Source organism: Chryseobacterium pennipullorum (genome assembly GCF_003384725.1).
GTDB lineage: Bacteria > Bacteroidota > Bacteroidia > Flavobacteriales > Weeksellaceae > Chryseobacterium > Chryseobacterium pennipullorum.
The window spans coordinates 116252-136111 of sequence record NZ_QNVV01000012.1; the positions used below are offsets into that span (position 1 = coordinate 116252).

General features: G+C 38.5%; 10 protein-coding genes. 5 read left to right on the forward strand and 5 right to left on the reverse strand.

Annotated features, from left to right (window positions below; translation table 11 throughout):
* Positions 1-8 precede the first annotated feature (8 nt).
* The 5 genes from DRF67_RS14025 to DRF67_RS14045 all read right to left on the reverse strand — a co-directional run bounded on the left by DRF67_RS14025 (position 9) and on the right by DRF67_RS14045 (position 9589).
* Positions 9-3857 (reverse strand): AMP-binding protein, encoded by a 3849-nt coding sequence (locus DRF67_RS14025; protein WP_165851803.1) that lies wholly within the window; start codon positions 3855-3857, stop codon positions 9-11.
* Between the two features lie 53 nt (positions 3858-3910).
* A complete protein-coding gene (locus tag DRF67_RS14030; RefSeq protein WP_115928918.1) occupies positions 3911-5374 on the reverse strand; it encodes a flavin-containing monooxygenase in 1464 nt (487 codons plus the stop codon).
* Positions 5375-5377: 3 nt separating this feature from the next.
* A complete protein-coding gene (locus tag DRF67_RS14035; protein WP_115928919.1) occupies positions 5378-5803 on the reverse strand; it encodes a hypothetical protein in 426 nt (141 codons plus the stop codon).
* Positions 5804-5895: 92 nt separating this feature from the next.
* Positions 5896-7173, reverse strand: coding sequence for a DUF4374 domain-containing protein (locus DRF67_RS14040; RefSeq protein WP_115928920.1), 1278 nt, complete (start codon positions 7171-7173; stop codon positions 5896-5898).
* 25 nt (positions 7174-7198) lie between these two features.
* Complete coding sequence (locus DRF67_RS14045) at positions 7199-9589, reverse strand: TonB-dependent receptor plug domain-containing protein (RefSeq protein ID WP_115928921.1); 2391 nt, start codon at positions 9587-9589, stop codon at positions 7199-7201.
* Positions 9590-9871: 282 nt separating this feature from the next.
* Here DRF67_RS14045 and DRF67_RS14050 point away from each other — a divergent pair, with 282 nt between their 5' ends.
* From DRF67_RS14050 to DRF67_RS14070, 5 genes are all read left to right on the forward strand, one after another.
* Positions 9872-10282, forward strand: a complete 411-nt coding sequence (locus DRF67_RS14050) for a 5-fold beta-flower protein (RefSeq protein ID WP_115928922.1) — start codon at positions 9872-9874, stop codon at positions 10280-10282.
* A 450-nt stretch (positions 10283-10732) separates the two neighbouring features.
* Positions 10733-12340, forward strand: a complete 1608-nt coding sequence (locus DRF67_RS14055) for a T9SS type A sorting domain-containing protein (protein WP_115928923.1) — start codon at positions 10733-10735, stop codon at positions 12338-12340.
* Between the two features lie 2 nt (positions 12341-12342).
* Positions 12343-15165: an RHS repeat protein gene (locus DRF67_RS14060; protein WP_115928924.1), complete on the forward strand. Its 2823-nt coding sequence runs from the start codon at positions 12343-12345 to the stop codon at positions 15163-15165.
* Between the two features lie 4 nt (positions 15166-15169).
* A complete protein-coding gene (locus tag DRF67_RS14065) occupies positions 15170-18850 on the forward strand; it encodes a DUF6443 domain-containing protein (RefSeq protein ID WP_115928925.1) in 3681 nt (1226 codons plus the stop codon).
* Entirely contained in the window at positions 18828-19487 is a 660-nt protein-coding gene (locus DRF67_RS14070; protein WP_115928926.1) for a hypothetical protein, read from the forward strand. The genes DRF67_RS14065 and DRF67_RS14070 overlap by 23 nt, the downstream gene beginning before the upstream one ends.
* Positions 19488-19860 lie beyond the last annotated feature (373 nt).

Genomic DNA, 19860 nt, shown 5'->3' on the forward strand with positions numbered 1-19860 from the left:
GTTTGAGATTAAGAGGTTAGATCGTCTTCTAATAATCCTTTCAGAAAATCATCGTCTAATCCTTTGTCGTTTGTTGTGATGGATCCGGATGATTTGATTTCAAATTCACACAGGTAAGCTGCCAATTCATTCACAGTTGAATAACTCCAGATGATAGAGGGTTCCACATGAATAGTATATCTGGCATTTATGTCACTTATAAAGCGTATCGACAATGAGGAATCGAGTCCATATTCTGAAAAAGAAGTGAAATGAGTAAACAAGCTGCGTTCAATTCCGGCTTCTTTTTCCAGCCAGTTATAAATCCAGGTCTCTATTTCCGAAACATTTTTGTTATTTGAGGGTTGTTTGATGGAAGATGAACTGCCAGTCTCTGTTGCCCTAAATATGACCTTTTCTGAAATATTTTGTTCCTCTGATCTTTTTGGTGTATTCTGAGTTTCTATTGCGCGCAGATCCCGGAAAGGAGAGCGGGCTGATGCTTCAGGAAAAACAGGTTGTGTGTAAATGGTCTTGTGATCTTTCAGAATATGATTGAATTGTTTTTCAAAACGATGTTTGGCAAGCAGCGTTGTATTGAATTCAAGAGTATCTGTGATAATCGTTGTGATTTTTTTCTCCAGCCAGTTTTTGGCCTGGGACGAAATATCGTCCTGGCACATCCATACAATCATCTGATAAGTGAGCACTTCTCCAAAAGCATATCGGGCAAATTTCCTGTGTTGTCCTTCGGAATCAGTGGTCTGCTCGTTAAACTGTTTTTTGATATGCTGTATTTTTTCTGTTTGAAGGGTGGTGTTGATCGCTACATGCTGATGGGTTAAAAAGTTCAGGGTTTCCATAATATTTTCATCGGTACGTCCTCCCAAATCAGCAATTAACGATTCTGATGGACCTTCGAATATTCTCAATACTCTGGTATCACGGAAAAGCTGGGCAATGCCGTTATGTTCTGAATATCCTCTGGCTGCTGTGATCTGCATCAGAAAATCGACGCCTTTCCAGGTTTCTTCCGTGGAGAATATTTTTCCGGCACTTACCAGCATGTCAGGAAGGAGAAGATCTTCATCTTTCCATTGCACGAGTTTTGACTGATAAGTTTCAACGATCTCTAATATCCAAAGAAGTTCATTGAGGTTTTTAAGAACAACAGGCTGATCGATGAGGTATCCTGAATTAACTTTTCTGTTTTCAGCCCATCGTTTAGATCGCGATAAGACGGTTTTCAGAATTCCTATGCACATAGAATTGATTCCGATACGTCCCATAGAGACTACTTCGTGCAGAACTTCAGCGCCTTTCCCAATCTCTCCCAGAATATGTGAAGCCGGGATTTGTACATTATTCATTGTAAAATGTCCCTGTACAGTGCCCCGCATTCCCATGGTCATACATTCTTCAATATGATGTAACCCGGGAGTTCCCTGTGGAACTAAAAAGGCGGATTGTCCAAGATATTTACCATTTTCGTCCTGTGTATGGGCAATGACTGTCAGATAACTCGCCCATGAAGATGAGCCTACCCAGCATTTTTCACCATTTAAGATCCAGTGGCCGTTATGTTTCTGTGCGAAAGTTTTTCCTGCGTTAGGATTGCTTCCGGCACCGGGTTCGCTTAATGCAAAGCTGGCGGTTCCTTTGCCTGCTGCCAGATCTTTCACCACTTTTTCCCTGATTTCTTCTTTGGCAAATTTTGCGATAGGATGCAGCCCCAGCAAGTTGTGGAGACTCACCAATAATCCCAATGTCAGATCAGCAGAAGAAATGATTTCTATTATAGTTCTTGCCTGGCTGAGACTACAGCCCAACCCAGCATTTTCCTGTGGAATCAGTAATCCCATTAATCCCATCCGGGAAAATTCAGTCATGATGTAGGGTGGAATTGAACGTCTTTCGTCAATAGTATAGCTGTCAACTCTGGTTTGAAGAAAATGCTGTAGTTCCTCAATGGTATTTTTGAAGGTATTTTCCTCAAGCGGAATGTGAACCGTATCTGCATTTTTTACAGGTACCGTGAAACCTAACTGAGAAGTGTGTAAAATGTTTTCCCACTCATTGCGTTCCGTAGTACGTTTAGCCAGTCGTCTCTGAATTTTACCACTGGTAGTTCGGGGAACATGCATGGGAGCAACAAAAATAATTTTTTCAATGGCTATTCCATGTTCTTGTAAAACAGCGTTGCGTATTGTTTTGGCATATTCATCAAATTTTGGAGATAAAACAGCACTTCGGGTTAATTCCTGTACAATATAACAGCATTCATTACCCTCTTTATTCATGGCAAAAGCAGCCGCTCCGTCAGTTCTCAGATCAGGATGTGAATAGCAGGAGGTACGCTCAATGTCCTGAGGATAATAATTTAAACCTCTGATGATAATGAGATCCTTAATTCTGCCCACAATATAAATTTGTCCGTCATCATCTTTGAAGGCAAGGTCTCCTGTTCTTAGATATACCGTATCATTGGAAAGGGAATGGAAATAGCTTTCGGATGTAGCCTGTTTGTTTTCGTAATATCCATCAGTTACTGAAGGTCCTGAGTACCATAGTTCACCAATTGAATAAGGATCAAGGACAGTAAGTTTTGAAATAGAGTCCGGTAATTCTTTTTCAAGGTCAGAAATGGCAATAATATCGATACCATGGTTATCAATGACCTGTCCGTTTCCTACGAGATAAACGGAACTTTCATCTTCGGGGAAATCCCTGGCTGTTTCCAGAAAACCGCTTTCTTTGAGAATTACTTTATTTTTCTTCAGGGCTTCTTTATCTACTTTCAGCCATTTTACTTTTTCACCTTCTTTGTTCAAAGCAACCGTTAAAGTAGCTTCTGCTAAACCATATCCGGGAGAAATGACATGATCATTGGCTCCAAACATCGAAATGGCATTTTGAAAATCACAGATGGTTTTAAATCGGATCGGTTCGGCTCCGGAAGCACACATTTTGAGAGCCTCCAGTGAGATTTCGGCTTTTTTATTCGTTTGTTTAAGCTCGTGGTGAAGCTGTACCAATTTATCGGCTACCAGCTGATACGCAAAGTTAGGACCTCCGGTATGCGTCCCTTTCCATTTGCTGAGCGCATAGACCCAATTGAGAGGCCTGCTCATAAAATCTTCAGGTTTCATCAGATAAAGGCTGTTTCCATTATAAATTGTCTGTACAATAAACAGGATGAGTCCCATATCATGATAGAAGGGAAGCCAGCTTACAAATACACTGTCTGGAGTGGCGTTCATATTTTTTCTGGATTCTCTGGAATTTTTGATCAGAGAATTTTGGGTCACCACAACTCCTTTAGGATTTCCTGTGGAACCGGATGTATATTGTAAAAATGCAGTAGGATGAATATCCGGTTCATCTGTAAAGGCTGTTTCCAATTGATCTGAAACCAAAATTTCTACTTCGGTTACCTGTATTTTGTTTAATAGTTTAGATTTACTTAAAGACTGAATCAACCTTGAAGCATTTTTTTTAGCTGTAATGATCGTTTCAGGAAAACATTCTCCGGCAATATTCTCCCATTTATCCAAAGATTTTGAACGTCCCGGAATATTAAGCGGAACAGGAATCGCTCCGATCCATTGACAGGCTAAAAATGCAATGACGAATTCGATCCCCTGATTAAAAATAAGCAGGCAGCGATCTCCTTTTTTTATGTTTTTATATTTTAAAATCTGTGCATATCCCTTTACCTGAAATAAGAGTTCTGAATAGGTAAACGGGTTTTCCTGAAGATCAATATCCACATCGCAGAATGCTGTTTTATGGGGATATTGTGCAGTTCTTTTGATCAGAAAATCAATCAGACACTGATCATCTTTTGCAGACGACTGATGGTCTGCTGTATGGGGCATAACTTGAACATGACTTTTTTCCATGTTAGTTGTATTGGTTTAGTGGTGGTTATTTATTGACAAAAAGTATAAGCAGACTGATCTACTTTTTTTGTCAGTTTTTGATATTCTTTCGCTTTGCCGGGCCAATTGTTGAGAATAATATCTCCGTCTTTGTACCAGCTGTTCTTAGCCTGAGTCCAGGCCTTTTTCTTCATTCTTTCGTTGACCTGACGGGTAAACTTCTTCTGGAAATCAGGTTTCACATCCATGTATTTCAGTCTGTTATTCGAAATAAGAGTGATACATTCAGTGATGTAATGAGCCTGATTTTCTACCATGAGCAGGACAGAACTATGAGCAAGATTCGTATTGGGACCGAACATCATAAAGAAATTCGGGAAACCTGCCGTTGTAATTCCAAGATAGGTCTCTGTGGACTGCTCCCAGGCATTGCGTATAGAAAGTCCATTTAATCCTTGTATATCCAATCCTTTCAGAAAGGGGTTGCTTTCGAATCCGGTCGCGTAAATAATAACATCCAAAGGAATTTGATCTCCGGACTTGGTAACAATACCATCCTCAGTGATATATGAGATTCCATCTACATTGACCTGTACATTTTCTTTTGCCAAAGCAGGATAATATTCGTCTGATAAAAGGACACGGACCGCTCCCATTGGATAATCCGGGGTCAGCTTTTTCAGAAGTTCCGGATCTTTGACAGACTTTTTGAGGTGGCTCAAGCTGACACCCTGCCAAAGCTTTTTCCAGAATTTGTTCTGGCCCATCAAATGATAAAACACTCCATTGAATGTATTATTTGAATGACGTGCCCAATTGAGTGTGAAAGGGTATTTTTGATGCCAACGTCTGTCCTTATCGTTGTACAGCGAGTTTTTCTTGGGTAATAACCATTTTGCACTTCGTTGGAAGACCGTCAGAGACTCTACATCAGGAACAATCTTCGGAACAAACTGAATGGCGCTGGCTGCATTTCCTATAACTCCTACACGTTTTCCTTTCAAATCAATCTCATGGTTCCATTGTGCGGAATGCCATGTATTTCCTTTGAAAGTTTCTTTTCCCTTAAAATCGGGGATTTTCGGGTGGTGCAGCTGACCTATGGCCATAATAAGCGACTTTGCAGTATAGGCATCACCTTCTTTGGTCTTCACTTCCCAGCAGCCTTCATTTTCCATAAATGATGATGAAGAAAATTCTTTTTCATACAGGATATGTTCTTGTAAATCGTTCTTTTCTGCATTGAATCTTAAGTAATCAAGAATTTGTGGCTGGTCTGACCATTTTTTCGCCCAACCTGCAAAAGGTTCAAAAGAGTAGCTGTACAATGCTGAAGGTACATCACACTGAGCACCGGGATAGGTATTGTCTCTCCAGGTTCCTCCCAGGTCTTTTGCTTTTTCCAGGATAAGAAAAGAATGGATCCCTCGTTTTTTTAAGCTGATCGCCATTGAAATTCCTGAAAATCCTGATCCTACAATGATGGCTTCATACACTTTTTGATTGATGGCCATGGGTTACTTTGTTTTTGGAGTGACAACAAGCTGTTTCAGACGATCTTTTTCATAAAAAACCAGGACAAAATTCATAATAGATACGATCATTCCGGAAGCGAAAAATCCAGGGTGGGCAGGCGGCATATCATGAATAATATGAATTAAAAAGATATTGACTGCAAAAGGAAGATAGAACAGTAAACCAATCCACCAGTATCTTTTGGTTAATAAAAGTATTCCTGCAAATAATTGGGCTAAACGAACGAAAGGACCTAAATAACTCATCATAATAGCATCATGCAACTGGCGGAAGGTCTTTCCAAACAATAAAATTCCTTCGCTTTGCGGATTATAGCCTTCTGTAAACATGGCATAGGTTCCGATTGCACCGAAAAGTAACAGCACAACGGCAAAAACATACCTGAGTATGGTCATGGATTTTCTCATAATATTTGATTTTTTAGTGTAAGTTTTAAAATGACGAATAGCAATAGATGAGCATCTGAATAACTTTCAGACACTCATTCCATTGCAATGTTCTAGTTCAGTTTTAGAATATGAGACATCCCTGTTGTAGTGACTGTTTTGGTTTTACTTAGATTGCTTAAATTGATTTTATTGATGTAGTTGCTTGTTTTATTGGCAAATGGAACATAAGCGAATCCGTTTGCGAAATAACATCTTGCTACTTTTCCTCCGATGGTATAATCATCATCTACTTTTGTGGCTGTTTTCGCATTTAAATCAAAGCTCCACCAACGGAAAATAGCATCTGTATTGTATGAATACGGATTGCCCGGATCCAGTTTTGAAGGATCGAGTACGGTAGCCAGGAATTTACCGTTTCCGTAATATTCGAAGTTGGTAACAGGATTTCCGTTTCCTTGTGATGCGGCTTCCAGGTTAAAATAATAGTCTTTATCGAATTCTGTAGCTCCGTTTTTGATTCGTAACATACAGGCAGGCTTACCAATCACGTTTCTGGCTCCGCCAAATACATTGTGACACAATACATAGATATCTCCGGTTTCCGTTTTATTCATGTAGTAAACGCCGCCGCCGGTATTCCAGGCTCCTGTAAAGGAACCTCTTGTATCCGTGATAATTTTTACAAGTGCATTAGAATTATCACTGGATGAATTATTGACTTTGGTAAGATCGATAACAAGAATATCACATGTTGTCGTAGCCGGAGTGAACGTGTTAAAATCATTCATGTAATACAATGCTGCGTACATATAATTTCCATTGATGATAATCTCGGTAACCCCATCCGCCTGAATTTTGGCTCCGGCAGTAGGGAAGTTGGTTACCTGTCCGACTCTTGACATGGAGGTCCAGTCGATTACTCCGGTTTTAGTCATCGTTGTTGGATTAAAGATCACGATTTTCCCTGATCCTCCTATATAAGCTGTATTTTCGTCCTTAAATGCAATGTTTCCCTGAAATCCCAGCTCAGGAACTGCAATTGATCCTTTTTTCTCGCCGGCATTTCCGTTGGATAAAGTCCATCTGGTGATCGATTTGTTTTGATAATCATTCACATACACAGCCTTTTTAAACTCATAGACTCCTCCGGAATGGGAAGCAGAAATTTCGTATGCCTTAGAATTGTCTAATGTTCCTGTAAAATCCGGAGATTCTAACTTCTGCATATAGGCAGAAAAGGACATTCCATTGGAGTTTTGGGGTCTTGTAATCAGGGCGAAACTGGCTGTTCCGCTATCCGCTGTTGGATTTCCGGGTTCATCATCTTTGCTGTTGCAGGATAAGATGCTCAGCAGCATAAAACTTAAAGCAGTTAATTTGTTCTTCATTGTTTTGATTTTTTATGATTTCTGTTTAGTTAAATTGATACGTAATCTTAGCGTAAATGCTCCGTCCCGGCTTTTGAACAGAGAAGTTATCATATACCTTGGCGTTGGTCAGGTTTTTTCCGTCAATCGCAAAACTCCATTTCTCGTTTTTAGAATGAACGGACACCGAAATATCGTTGACAAACTGTGATGGAATAATTGTTTTGGAAGATTTTATCCCATTGATAGCCCAGGTGAGGAAATATTCATGGACATAAGATCCGGTGTATAATACTCTGAAATAATAGTTTTTTTTATTTCCGGGATCCAGTGTGTAAGATATCTGGGCATTTCCAAAGAGATAAGGAGTATTAGGAATTCTGGCGCCCACATATTTGTCATTAAAAATTCCGGAATCATCTACTCCCCGTAATCGGGTATCCAGATAAGTTGCATTAAGATTGAAACTAATCTTGTTGTTAATCTTATATTCCATGAACCATTCTGCACCAAGGGTCGAGGTCTTTAATAAATTCGTGTAGGCAGCAAGGGCATTGGAAAAAGTGGTAAGGAGAATACGGTCTTTTGTATTTCTGTAAAAACCACTGATTCCTGTAAATATTTTGCCTTCTAAAGTTTTATACTGTACCTTAAAGTTGAGGTTATGACTCTTGGCTGATTTTAAGTTAGGATTAGGGCTGGTTGTAATATAATCCCCGAAAATCTCCCTGCTGTCAGGCTGTCGAACAGTATATTCATAACCTGGTAATATCGAAATTTGTGGCGTTGCCATCCATTTGAAAACCTGACCAAAACCAATATCAGAAGAGGAAGACGAATTGAGTTTGTCAAATTCATTATTAATCTTAAAATTAATGCCCCGAACCTGGTTGTAGTAATGTTTGAAAGAAGTATTGGAAATCAGGTGACCATTTAAAAATTTCGATTCAAGAGAAGTACCGAAAAAGTTATTGAATAATGTTTGAGGGGTTTTAAAGGGATCTTCTTTGTAGGTAGCTGTACCTGCTTTATCTTCTCCGGTTAATTCCATTCTTGTAGTCAATAGGTTAACGTTCAGTTTGTAATGGTCTCCTAATCTGAAAAAGGCATTTTCTCTTGCATAGAACACATTCTGATTGATTTTTGGAGTACGTCCCTGGGTGTATAATCCGCTTTCTCCCTTAGTTGTTCCCTGGGCATAATTGCCGTCCCAGAAATAGATTCGTGATGAAATATCTTCAAAATAAGTCTGTTCAAAATTGTATCCGGCAGTCACATCAATCTGCCATTTATTTTTTTGTGCACTTGATTTTTTCCAGTTCAAAGCGGCTCCGCCAGTATATTCTCTGGAAAAAGGCTCTCCCCAGGGCTGTAGAGCGGTAACTCCATGCTGCCACTCTTTATAAGTGTGAGTGAAAGTAGAAATGAATTTCAGGTGATCTGCCCAGCTTAGGTCTTTAACACCTACCTGTAGTTTGGCTAACGCAAAATCATATTGATCATTAAACCTTCTGGCACGTCCTTTTTTTGTGTTGTATAAATCGTCAACCACAATATCTACATCATCCATCCAGTAGTCATTGTCTGAATGACGGTACACCGCATCGAAGCCTGCATAGAATTTTTTGTTTTTGAAAGGATGTCCTAAAGCGTTGAGGGTGGCTTCGTGAGAATTCCATGAACCATAACTGTATCCTGCCCCCAGAAAATCTTTTTCTCCCTGTTTGGTAACAATATTGATGACTCCTCCTAAAGCATCAGACCCAAACTGTACAGGAATCAGCCCTTTGTATATTTCAACACGATCAATGATGTTGGCGGTGAGATTCTGCAGTTCAAAACCACGTCCCAGAAGATAAACAGGAATTTCATCTACAAAAACCCGGACATCTTTTCCATCAATACCGTTAAGGATCACATTCACAGTACTTCCCATTCCGCCTTGCTGCTGTATTCGCAATCCGGAAGCCAGGTTTAAAGCTTCTACAACTGTTTTTGAGGAGGTTTTAAATTCTTTGAAATCAATAACTTCAGGAGTATACAGTGACTCACGGATTCTTTGTGATGCTGAAAGTTTTGTTCCTTCCACAATCACTTCTTCGAGTTCATAAGCAGATTTTAAAAGAGTAACATCCAATGTTTCCCGCTCTTCACTGATCTGAATTTTGAAATCTTTTTTTCTAAATAACGAATTTTCTACAGAAACCATATATGTACCTGGTTTTTCATAAATTGTTACTTGCCCATTCCTGTCTGTTGTCTGTTGAGTAATAACTCCATTTCCTTCAACAGTGATTTTTGCATTGAAAATAGCTTGCTTATTTTCATTTTTTACATTGATAATTGTTTGAGCATTAGTGTATTTAATTGAAAAAGCAGTTAGAAAAAATGCTGCTGCAAACTTGGAGTAATTTAAACGCTCAAAAATTAGTTTCATGTGTTATTTATAATTAGTCCAAATATAAATAAATAATTTACAAATGATTTAAAAATAAAATATGATTTATGTCGTGGATAGTATTTTCCAGGTTTATGAGGTGGAATTCTACGATAAATACGGACTTTATTGTTTTTAGAATCATTGATTTGGGTGTTTGGGAATCAGTGTATGACTCAACCTGATTTAAAATGTATCTTTTACTGATAGTAGGCTGTTTGTTTTTCAAAAGCGTTAGTCTTACTTTGTGGCACCTATTTAAATCCCAAGAACAATTGAACCATGAAAACAGGACTAACCATTTTTTGCTTTTTAATTATCTATTTTGCGGCCCATGCACAAACAATAGAATCTCGAAGCCGGAGCACAACGGGCTATATCAAAGCAGATGGTACCATTGAAAACAGCAGTCGTTCCACAATCGGTTACATCAGGTCAGACGGGACCATTGAGAATAAAAGCCATTCGACTATCGGTTACATCAAAAGTAACGGTACGATCGAAAACAAAAACCGTTCTACTGTAGGCTATGTAAAAAAAGACGGTACCGTAGAAAACAGCAGCCGATCCCTGATAGGATACATCAAAGATGATGGAACGGTAGAAAACAGCAGCCGCAGCACCATCGGTTATGCCAAAGGAATCCGAAAAGAATGGGCAGCTGTTGTGTATTTCTTTTTTAAGCTGGAATAACCGATTGACTGAAGATTAATAAAATACGACACGTTCTGTCGTATCAAGGGATTATTTTTGGATGATTTAAAGATTAAGCCTTGTTAACCTGTATTAAATCATGGAGATAGGGCTGATTAAAAATAGTAAATTTGTAAAAAATTATCAGACAAGGTATAAAACTAATAAAATAAGCATGAAACCAAAAAACATCCCACGATATCTATCCTTATATCCAGTAGTCTTCACTTTAAGGTAAAAAAACAGCTATTATTTAAGAAAAATTCTATAATAATTTGCAGATTATTGATTAATATTTTGAATTAAAATCATTAAAACGGGATTAATTGTTTAAAAATTTCCCGTAAAATGAATTTTGTTTTGTTTAATATATAGTGAATATGGATGGCATATTGACTTGTATTTTTAAAAAGAATTAATTTCCAGCGTTTTATAAAAAAAACATAAAATATGAAAAAACTCTACATGGGTGCTTACACATTATGCACTGCTCTGGGACTTTCTGCCCAGGAAATTCTCTGGCAGCGGGATATTAAGTCCAATACACAGGATTTTCTAAGCCAGGTGGCTACCACCATCGATCAGCAATATTTAATCACCGGAAGCAGTATCCAGGCTAAAAACCAGGCTTCAGTTGGCGACGCGCAGAAGCCCAACAACGGTTATGACTTTCATCTTGTCAAGCTGAACCAGCAGGGAGAACAGGTTTGGGAAAAATATTTCGCAGGCCAGAATCATGATTTTCTTTCCGCTACCGTAACCACTCAGGACGGTGGATTTTTGGTGTCCGGTACCTCGTATTCAGGGAAGGGCCTTGATAAAAAAGACGATTCCAAAGGCGGATCCGACATCTGGCTGATCAGAATTAATGAATTCGGAGATGAACTGTGGCAGAAAACCTTAGGCTCCACTGCCGATGAAGAAGCTAAAGCCGTTATCCAAACCACAGACTTTGGGTTCTTTGTGGCCGGAAACATCCAAAACTCGGCCCAGGGCTATGGCTCCAAAGACGTATGGATTACCCGGCTTGACAAAGACGGAAAAGAATTGTCCCAATTGATTTTAGGAGGAAAAGGACTCGATGAAGTGGAGAAAATGATTCCCACCAAAGATGGCGGAGCGTTGTTAGGGATTTATTCCAGAAGTTCTGAGGTTGGGGATCAGGAAAAACCAATCCCTTCAGCAGCCATCAGCCAAAGGCCAAAGGCCAGCAGCAATTTTGGCGAAGGAGACTACTGGATCGTTAAGCTGGACGAAACCGGCAAAGTAGAATGGGAGAAGAACTATGGCGGAAAAGGCGATGACCATATCAGAGCTTTAGCTTCAACCCCTGGTGGCTTTGTCATCGGTGGTGAATCCAGATCCGAAAGATCCGGCAATAAATCCGTAGGCATCGAAGAAGGGACCGACCTTTGGCTGATGGCCTTAAATGAACGGGGTGAGGAGCGGTGGCAGAAATCCTACAACTTCAAAAACAGGGATATTCTGATGGGGATGAGTGTAATTCAGAGTCAAGATACAAGAACCAGGAACCAAGACTTAACAAAGGGGATTTTGTTGGGTGGCTATACCCAGGCAGAAGGAAGGATAGAAAAAGATGATGAGACGTTCTGGATGCTGTATGTGGATGGAAATGGAAATGAGCAGTGGCGAAAACACGTAAGCGGCGAGTCCAGAAAAAGAGAAGAGAGGCTTTCAGATTTGAAATTAAACCGTGACGGTTCCATTATTTTGGCCGGCACCAGTGCCGAAGAATTAGGAAAAGAAAACTGGAAGATCGTGAAACTGGGTGATCAACAGGTGAATGATCTGATCGTTAAATATGACATCAAAATCTACCCGAATCCTGTATCCGACTACGCCTACGTAGAAATCGGCTTCGATTTTAAAGAAGCAGACATCCTGGTGTATGACATGAGCGGAAGACAGCTTCAGAATTTGAAGACCAAGAATAAAGTGGCTAAAATAAATACCCAGGCTTTGGTGCAGGGGGCTTATCTGGTGACCATAAAAACAGATACGAATAAAACAGCAAATGCTAAACTGATAAAAAAATAACCATGAAGAAGACTTACTTTTATGCTGCTGTCCTGTCTTTCCTGTATGGGACTGTATTGGGACAACTTAATAACTTTCAGGGAGTGAATTTCGGGAACATGCCCAACCCGGTTCCTTCCCTGGCACCTCTTGCCAGTTACAATGATAATCCTCCGTCTCTTGCGGCGGGAATTCCTGAAATATCAGTTCCATTACTAAGCCTTCCGGGGCATGGTTCTGGACTTGGTTTACAGCTCAGTTATGACCGTATGAATTCTTCGGAAACGGTTGGAGAAATGGGAGCCGGATGGTTTATGCCTAAGGGAGGAGCTATTTCCAGAAAAATTAATGGTTTGCTGGATGAAATATATCAGGATATTAATAGTCCTGATTATGAGAAAAATGTGTTTGATGACGAATACTATTACAATGTTCCGGGACTTTCAGGAAAGTTTAAAATTGAAAGAAATACAGAGCAGAATAGCTTTAGTGTTATTGATCTTTCGCCGGTGAATCACGTTAAGATAGCTTACACAAGGAAAAATAATGCGTCAACCCTTATTGTAGACTCCTTTACCATTACCGATGATCAGGGGAACACGTATCATTTTAATGACAGTTCCATTGCAGTGCTTTTTAAAAATGATGATCTGGGAGAACTTATTTCAACTGAATTCAATTCGGCATTTTACCTTACTAAAATTACCAATGCCAACGGAGTAGAGGTTGTTGGTTTTAACTATAAAAAAGAGGCCAAATATCTTGATGATAAAACCACACTTTTTTATAAAACCTGCCAGCTGCAAAAAATAAACACGGCTTTCGGAAATATAGAGATGGTGTACGATTATGATGAGGCGCTGGAAAAAACAATGAATGAGCCTTACAGTATTAAAAAAGTTATTCTCAATAATAAATATGCAAAAATCGCAGAATATGTATTTGAATATTCCTATCCGTTTCCCCCGGGTACGATAGAAAGTACTTCAAAAAGAAGACAGTTGGATAGGATCAAAAAAATGGATGGCACAACTGTTTTGGAGGAAACTTCATTTCTATATAATGCTTTCAATGCAGGGCCTGCGATAGTGTCAGATTGTGATGGCCCAAGGATTATCAAACCTTATGGGATGCTAAATAAAATTATTTACCCGTCAAAAGGGGCAACAGAATATATATATGAAACCGGGGAAACATATGAAAATAAAAATTCTACAGAATATTTGGAATCAATAAGTGCTGATCTTAAGAATGCCTGTATTCAATATATCCAGCAGCATGCGGATATTAATTTTGACACCACCCAGTCTTTAACATACACGTTTACTATTCCGGGAGACCAGACAAAGAAAAAGACATTATGGTTTAACTATGGGATAGAATACAATCTTATTCCTGGTCCTATTGATCCGAATACAGGATATCCTACCATTCCAAAGCCTGTGAAGGAAAATGAAAAAATGTCCTACACATTAAAAAGAGGAAGTGAAACTATTTTTGCCAACAGAAAAATACATGATTCAAAATTTTATAACTATCCGGGGCAGTATACAGTAACCATTACAATTCCTTACTTTCATGGAGGAAGCGGTACTTTTTCCCTTAAAGAACTGATGTATAAACCGGGGCCTTATAGGAATTCAAATCCTTCAGGGATGAGAATAAAAACCATCAACAGATATACTGATGCAGGAAGTACAATACCTGTTCAGTCGTTGTCATATAGCTACAATAATTTTAATTCACCAAATGATACCAGTGGAAATTATGGGGTAGATCATGTGCTGTACAAAAATGTAAAAGTCACTGAGAGTGGTGGAAAAGGGTATACACAATTCTATTTCAAGCTTCCCCGTGAATATCCATCATATCCTTATGTAAAAGACGGACAGAATAAAACGTTTAAACCGTATTATAATCTTATTAAATCCGGAGTGTTGGATAAAAAAGAAGTGTATAGTGAAAGTAAGCAGTTGTTAGCGCAGGATATTTTTGAATATACCTTTGCGGAAGCTGATGATAAAGACTATGCGGTTGATGAGTATTTTTCTAGTTATTCTAAACCGGCATTTACCAGCCAAACCAAAACAAGTTCTATAGCTTATCCTTCCGGTATAACATCTTCGTTTTTACAAAGCTCAGGAGAAAGTAATGTACGAGCAGATAATTTCAAACCTTCCAGCTCCAGAAGTACAGCTCCAGATGGAACCGTAACGGAAACTTTCTATAAATATGCTCAGGATAAAAATCATACCAGACTACTGGAAGCCAATATGACGGGTGTATTGCTTGAATCAGAAATAAAAGAAAACGGTAAAACAATCGGAAAATCCGAAACAAAATTTGATAATGGGTCGCATTTATATCCAAGTTCTGTCATAGGTTATAACAGACAAACTCAAGCTCCGATTACAACTTCTACGCTTGATGTCTACGACAGTAAAGGAAACCTGGTGCAGGCCACAGGGAAAAACGGAATTCCGGATACCACCATCTGGGGATATAATCAGACGGTTCCTATTGCCGTGATTGCCGGTGCTTCTTATGCTCAAGTTGCTTCTTTATCCAGTGTTACCGCTGCCATCGCAGCTTCTGATGCAGATAATGATAGCCCTGCGAATGAACCCGCATTGCTACAGGCATTAGATACCTTAAGAAAAGATCCTGCCCTGAAAGACTACAGCATTACCACTTCGACCTATGATCCTTTGACTGGAGTCACCAATTCCGTATCAGCTAACGGCGTCAGAACAACCAATGTGTATGATACAGCGGGAAGATTAATTAAAGTAAAGGATTCAGAAGGAAAAACCCTACAGGAAAACCAGTATAACTACAAACACTAAAACCATGAAAAGAATTATATCAGGAGTTACCCTTTTGTTTGTAGCAGCAATTTCTTTTGCACAAACAAACCTCAGCACCAATGAAAACTATGTCTACAGCAAAACCTGTATGGATGGAGACTGTAATAAAAAATCAGAATCTGTACAGTATTTTGACGGATTGGGAAGACCTATCCAGTCGGTAGCTATTAAAGCGACGCCTCTGGGAAGGGATGTAGTGCTGCCTTTTGAATATGACGCCCAGGGAAGACAGGCTAAAAACTACTATCCGGTTCCCCAAAACGGAAGTCAGAACGGTGCGTTATATACAAACCCATTAGCAAATGCTCCTGCAGCCGGATATGGCAATGAAAAAATCTATACTGAAAAAAAGTATGACAACCTTTTTGCAGGCCGCGTTAGCCAGGTAGTCCCTGCAGGAAACACCTGGTCCCAGAAACCTGTTAATATTGGTTATGGAACCAATATACAGGGGGAAGTGAGAAAATATGCACTGACCACTACGTGGGTGGAGGGCAGGACCCAAACAGCCATTTCCCAGCCTGTTTTTTACCCTGCCAATCAATTGGGAAAAAATACGGTTACAGATCCCGACGGAAATACCGGTACGGAATTTAAAAACGGAAAAGGAGAAACCATCCTCGTTAGAAAAAATGACGGGGCACAGAATGTAGATACCTATTACCTTTACAATGAGTATGGACAACTGGTCTATGTGATTCCTCCGATGGCAGTAAGCAATTCTGTGCCTGATCAGACCACATTGGATAATCTCTGTTACCAGTACCGCTACGACGGACTGGGAAGGTTGGTAGAGAAGAAAGTTCCTGGAAAAGGCTGGGAATATATGATTTATGATACTCAAGACAGACTGGTGGGCACTCAGGATGCCAACTTAAGAGAAAAGGGACAATGGTTATACACAAAATATGATCAGTTCGGAAGAGTTATCATGACTGGTTTATCTCTTGCTGTTGGTGGTTCACGTCTTGCAGAACAAAACTATGCAGATACGAAAGGAAAAAACAATGAGAAAAGAACTTCTTCTGTGGTTGTAAACTATAGTGGAATGGGAGTTTACTACACTGTGGAAACAGGATATCCTCAATATAATAAGGTACAGTACTTATTATCTTTAAATTACTATGATACTTATCCTGTATACAGTTTTAATCCACCTTTTCCATCTTCTGTGTTGGGAAAACCTGTTATTTCTGATACGGGAAATGCAGCGGTAAACACTAAGGCAATGCCTACATTGAGCCTTGTGAAAAATGTAGAGGATGATAATTGGACGAAAAATTACGCGTACTACGATGCAAAAGGAAGATTGATCAGCACCTATGCTATTAATCACCTCGGCGGATACACCAAAACAGAAACCGAACTCGATTTTGTAGGTATTGCCAAACAATCTAAAGTATACCATAAAAGGCTGAATACCGATACAGAAAAAGTGATTGCTCAGAGTTTTGATTTTGACAACCAGAACAGAGTGATCAGACACCGTCACCAGGTAGATAATAAACCGGTGGAAATTTTGTCGGAAAATACTTATAATGAGTTGTCACAGATCATCAACAAAAAAGTAGGAAATGGTCTGGAGAGTATGGATTATCAGTATGACATCCGTGGTGCCCTTATAAAAATCAATAATCCTGCTGCGTTAGGAACTAAACTCTTCGGATATGAACTGAAATACCAAAAGCCGGCCTACACCAATATTGCTCCGGGAAAAAGTAATGGAAACATCTCTGAGATCGACTGGAAGTCTGCTTCAGACGGGGTATTGAAAAGATATTCCTATACTTACGATCCGTTAAACAGGTTGAAGGATGCCGTATATACAGAACCCAATACGACCAATCCGTATAACAACTATTATAATGAACATGCCACCTACGACCTGAACGGCAATATCAAAACCCTGAAAAGGAACGCTTTCCCGGTGACGGGAACCACGGCTACCCAGGTTGATGATCTGGCTTACCAATACACCGGAAACCGCCTGGATAAAGTGATTGAAAATGCATTGAACGATACGGGCTATGAAGGCGGAAACAATACAATTGATTATGACCTGAACGGAAATATGACCAATATGAAGGATAAAGGGATACAAAGTATTGGATATAACTTTTTAAGTCTTTCTAATCAGTTATCCATTACATTGACCAATTCAGCCGGAAAAACGTCCAGTAGCAATATCAGTCATTTATATGCCGCAACTGGAGAAAAACTTCGGAAAATATATAAAAGTCAGCCTCCGATGGGGCTTCCTATCACCCGTATGACAGACTATCTGGATGGGTTTCAGTATACCTATGATGATGAGGGTACAGGATGTCCTACCTGTAAAACTGAAAGTGCCTATGAAGAACAGGCGTATAAAAAGATTATTGGTCCTGTCCTTCCGGGTGGCCCGCAATGGAAACTGGATTTTGTACCTACCGCTGAAGGGTTTTACAGTTTCACGGAAAACCGTTATATTTACCAGTATAAAGACCACTTAGGTAATGTAAGGGTAAGTTTCTCCAGAAACAGCGCAGGTGCTCCTGAAGTTACCGGAACCAACAATTATTATCCTTTTGGATTAAACCATATTGGAGGAGGAAATATGTCTCCATTCTCTACTTATCATTCTTATAAGTTCGGAGGTAAAGAACTCCAGGAAACTGGGATGTATGATTTTGGAGCCAGAATGTATATGCCGGATATTGCAAGATGGGGCGTGATAGATCCAATGTCAGAAGCGATGAGAAGATATTCTCCTTATAATTATGCCTTTAACAATCCTATCAGCTTTATCGATCCTGATGGGATGCAACCACGTCAGTTTGCGATGCCTACTGATACGAAACCAGATGCTCCTTCAACTTGGATCAATCCAAACTGGCTGGGAAAAGGAAGTTCCGAATTTGGGTCTATAGAAACAGGATATGGTGGTAGTTATGGATTTGGCTCTTTAGAAACGCCAGCAAGTATTGCAACAAATATCATTATTAACTTTATAAGGGGAGATAAAGAAGGGCTTGGCAATTTTATAAATAGTGAATTTGAAGAAAATGGATGGCATATTATTGATGCTTTAAATTTAAAAGATGCTCTGACTAAGCTATCTAAATATTTGGGAAATACTCAAGCAGATAATATATATATAAATTCACATGGTTTAGAAAGTGAAAGATATATTATTAATGAAAATGGAGAGGCATTGCGTGATCCTGATACTGGCGTTTACAGAATGGCAGGTGATACGGGTTTCTATACTCCTAAAAATGCTGATCAAATATTAGGTAGTCATATACAACAATATATCTCAGATAAAAGTAAGTTATCAGTGGAAACTAAAAATAGTATAGAGAGTTTTATAGGCATTGCTAATTTTGTTAAAGAAGGTAAAAATCTAATTATGGGAACTTGTTGGACTGCCAGATATGACGATCTTTTTGGTGTGGGTATCTCTTCTATTGTAAAATCTAGAGATATTTTTATAAATAGAGATTATTCTAGTAATTATACTGTAAAAGGGAAAGGAACTATTCCATTTGAAAATTTTATAAATTATAACCAAACTTCTAAAAATAATTATATAAAAGGATGGGTTAGATATAACGACGGTGAAGCTCTTCAAAGAAATTTTAATATTATAATGACAAAATATGGAGTTAAAACAATTAAATAAATTATTTATATTAATAGCTTTAGTTATTAATATAAATACCTTTTCTCAACTAAGAATGGTTGATATAGAAAATAATGAAATTTCGATTAATTTAAAAAAAGAAAAGGGAAATATCATAAAAATACTTGAAGACAAAAATTATGTTGTGTATTATATTTTAGATAGACAAAGATTTGACTTTGATAAAAGATTAAAAAGTATTGACCCAGTAAATCTGATTTTTTTTTCAAAAAAATATGATAAAGGAATTCTTGTTAATTTTAAACAAAGTATTGAACAGAAGAAAAAAGTAGTTTATAGTATCAAGCTGTATACAGGCGCTCACGATAAATATATGTTTATTCCGTCTATGATTATTGTTGATAAAAACTTCAACTATGAATATTTAATGAAGTATTCTTATATTCATTTACCAAATGATAACAATGCATTTACTTCAAGCATTGCAATACAGGATAATAAACATCGCTGCAATGTAATAAGTGTGGAAATTAAGGATAATATGGTATATCAAAATATAGATGATATTTTGAGCAATATTTCTAAAGTTCATAAAGATGAAGTTGTCAAAAAATGTAATCCTATATTTGATGAGATGGATTTGAAAGATTTTTTCCCTAATAAAATAATTAAATAGACTGAAGGTAGACTTCCCTGTTTTGGTAGACTTCCCTGTTTTTGAAGACTTCCCCTTTTTGAAGACTTACCCTTTTTTTTACTATAAGAAACCGCTATATTTACCATTATAAGACCACTTAGGTAAGGGTAAGTTTTGCCAGAAACAGCGCAGGCGCTCGTGAAATTACCGGAACCAATAATTATTATGCTTTCGGGTTAAACCATACAGGAGGAAATGGACTCAACACGACTCCTTCTTCAAGCTATCATGCGTATAAGTTTGGAGGTAAAGAGGTAACCTTCCCTGTTTTTCAGACAAATTAAAATTATTAAATTTAGTTTGTTAAACCTTATGAAAAAGAGCAAATTTTCGGAACATCAGATTATCCATA

Excerpts from the sequence above, each read along its gene's own strand:
- DRF67_RS14030 (WP_115928918.1), bottom strand. The coding sequence starts at position 5,374 with ATGGCCATCAATCAAAAAGTGTATGAAGCCATCATTGTAGGATCAGGA.
- DRF67_RS14050 (WP_115928922.1), top strand. The coding sequence starts at position 9,872 with ATGAAAACAGGACTAACCATTTTTTGCTTTTTAATTATCTATTTTGCG.
- DRF67_RS14025 (WP_165851803.1), bottom strand. The coding sequence starts at position 3,857 with ATGCCCCATACAGCAGACCATCAGTCGTCTGCAAAAGATGATCAGTGT.
- DRF67_RS14045 (WP_115928921.1), bottom strand. The coding sequence starts at position 9,589 with ATGAAACTAATTTTTGAGCGTTTAAATTACTCCAAGTTTGCAGCAGCA.
- DRF67_RS14070 (WP_115928926.1), top strand. The coding sequence starts at position 18,828 with ATGGAGTTAAAACAATTAAATAAATTATTTATATTAATAGCTTTAGTT.
- DRF67_RS14040 (WP_115928920.1), bottom strand. The coding sequence starts at position 7,173 with ATGAAGAACAAATTAACTGCTTTAAGTTTTATGCTGCTGAGCATCTTA.
- DRF67_RS14035 (WP_115928919.1), bottom strand. The coding sequence starts at position 5,803 with ATGAGAAAATCCATGACCATACTCAGGTATGTTTTTGCCGTTGTGCTG.
- DRF67_RS14055 (WP_115928923.1), top strand. The coding sequence starts at position 10,733 with ATGAAAAAACTCTACATGGGTGCTTACACATTATGCACTGCTCTGGGA.
- DRF67_RS14065 (WP_115928925.1), top strand. The coding sequence starts at position 15,170 with ATGAAAAGAATTATATCAGGAGTTACCCTTTTGTTTGTAGCAGCAATT.
- DRF67_RS14060 (WP_115928924.1), top strand. The coding sequence starts at position 12,343 with ATGAAGAAGACTTACTTTTATGCTGCTGTCCTGTCTTTCCTGTATGGG.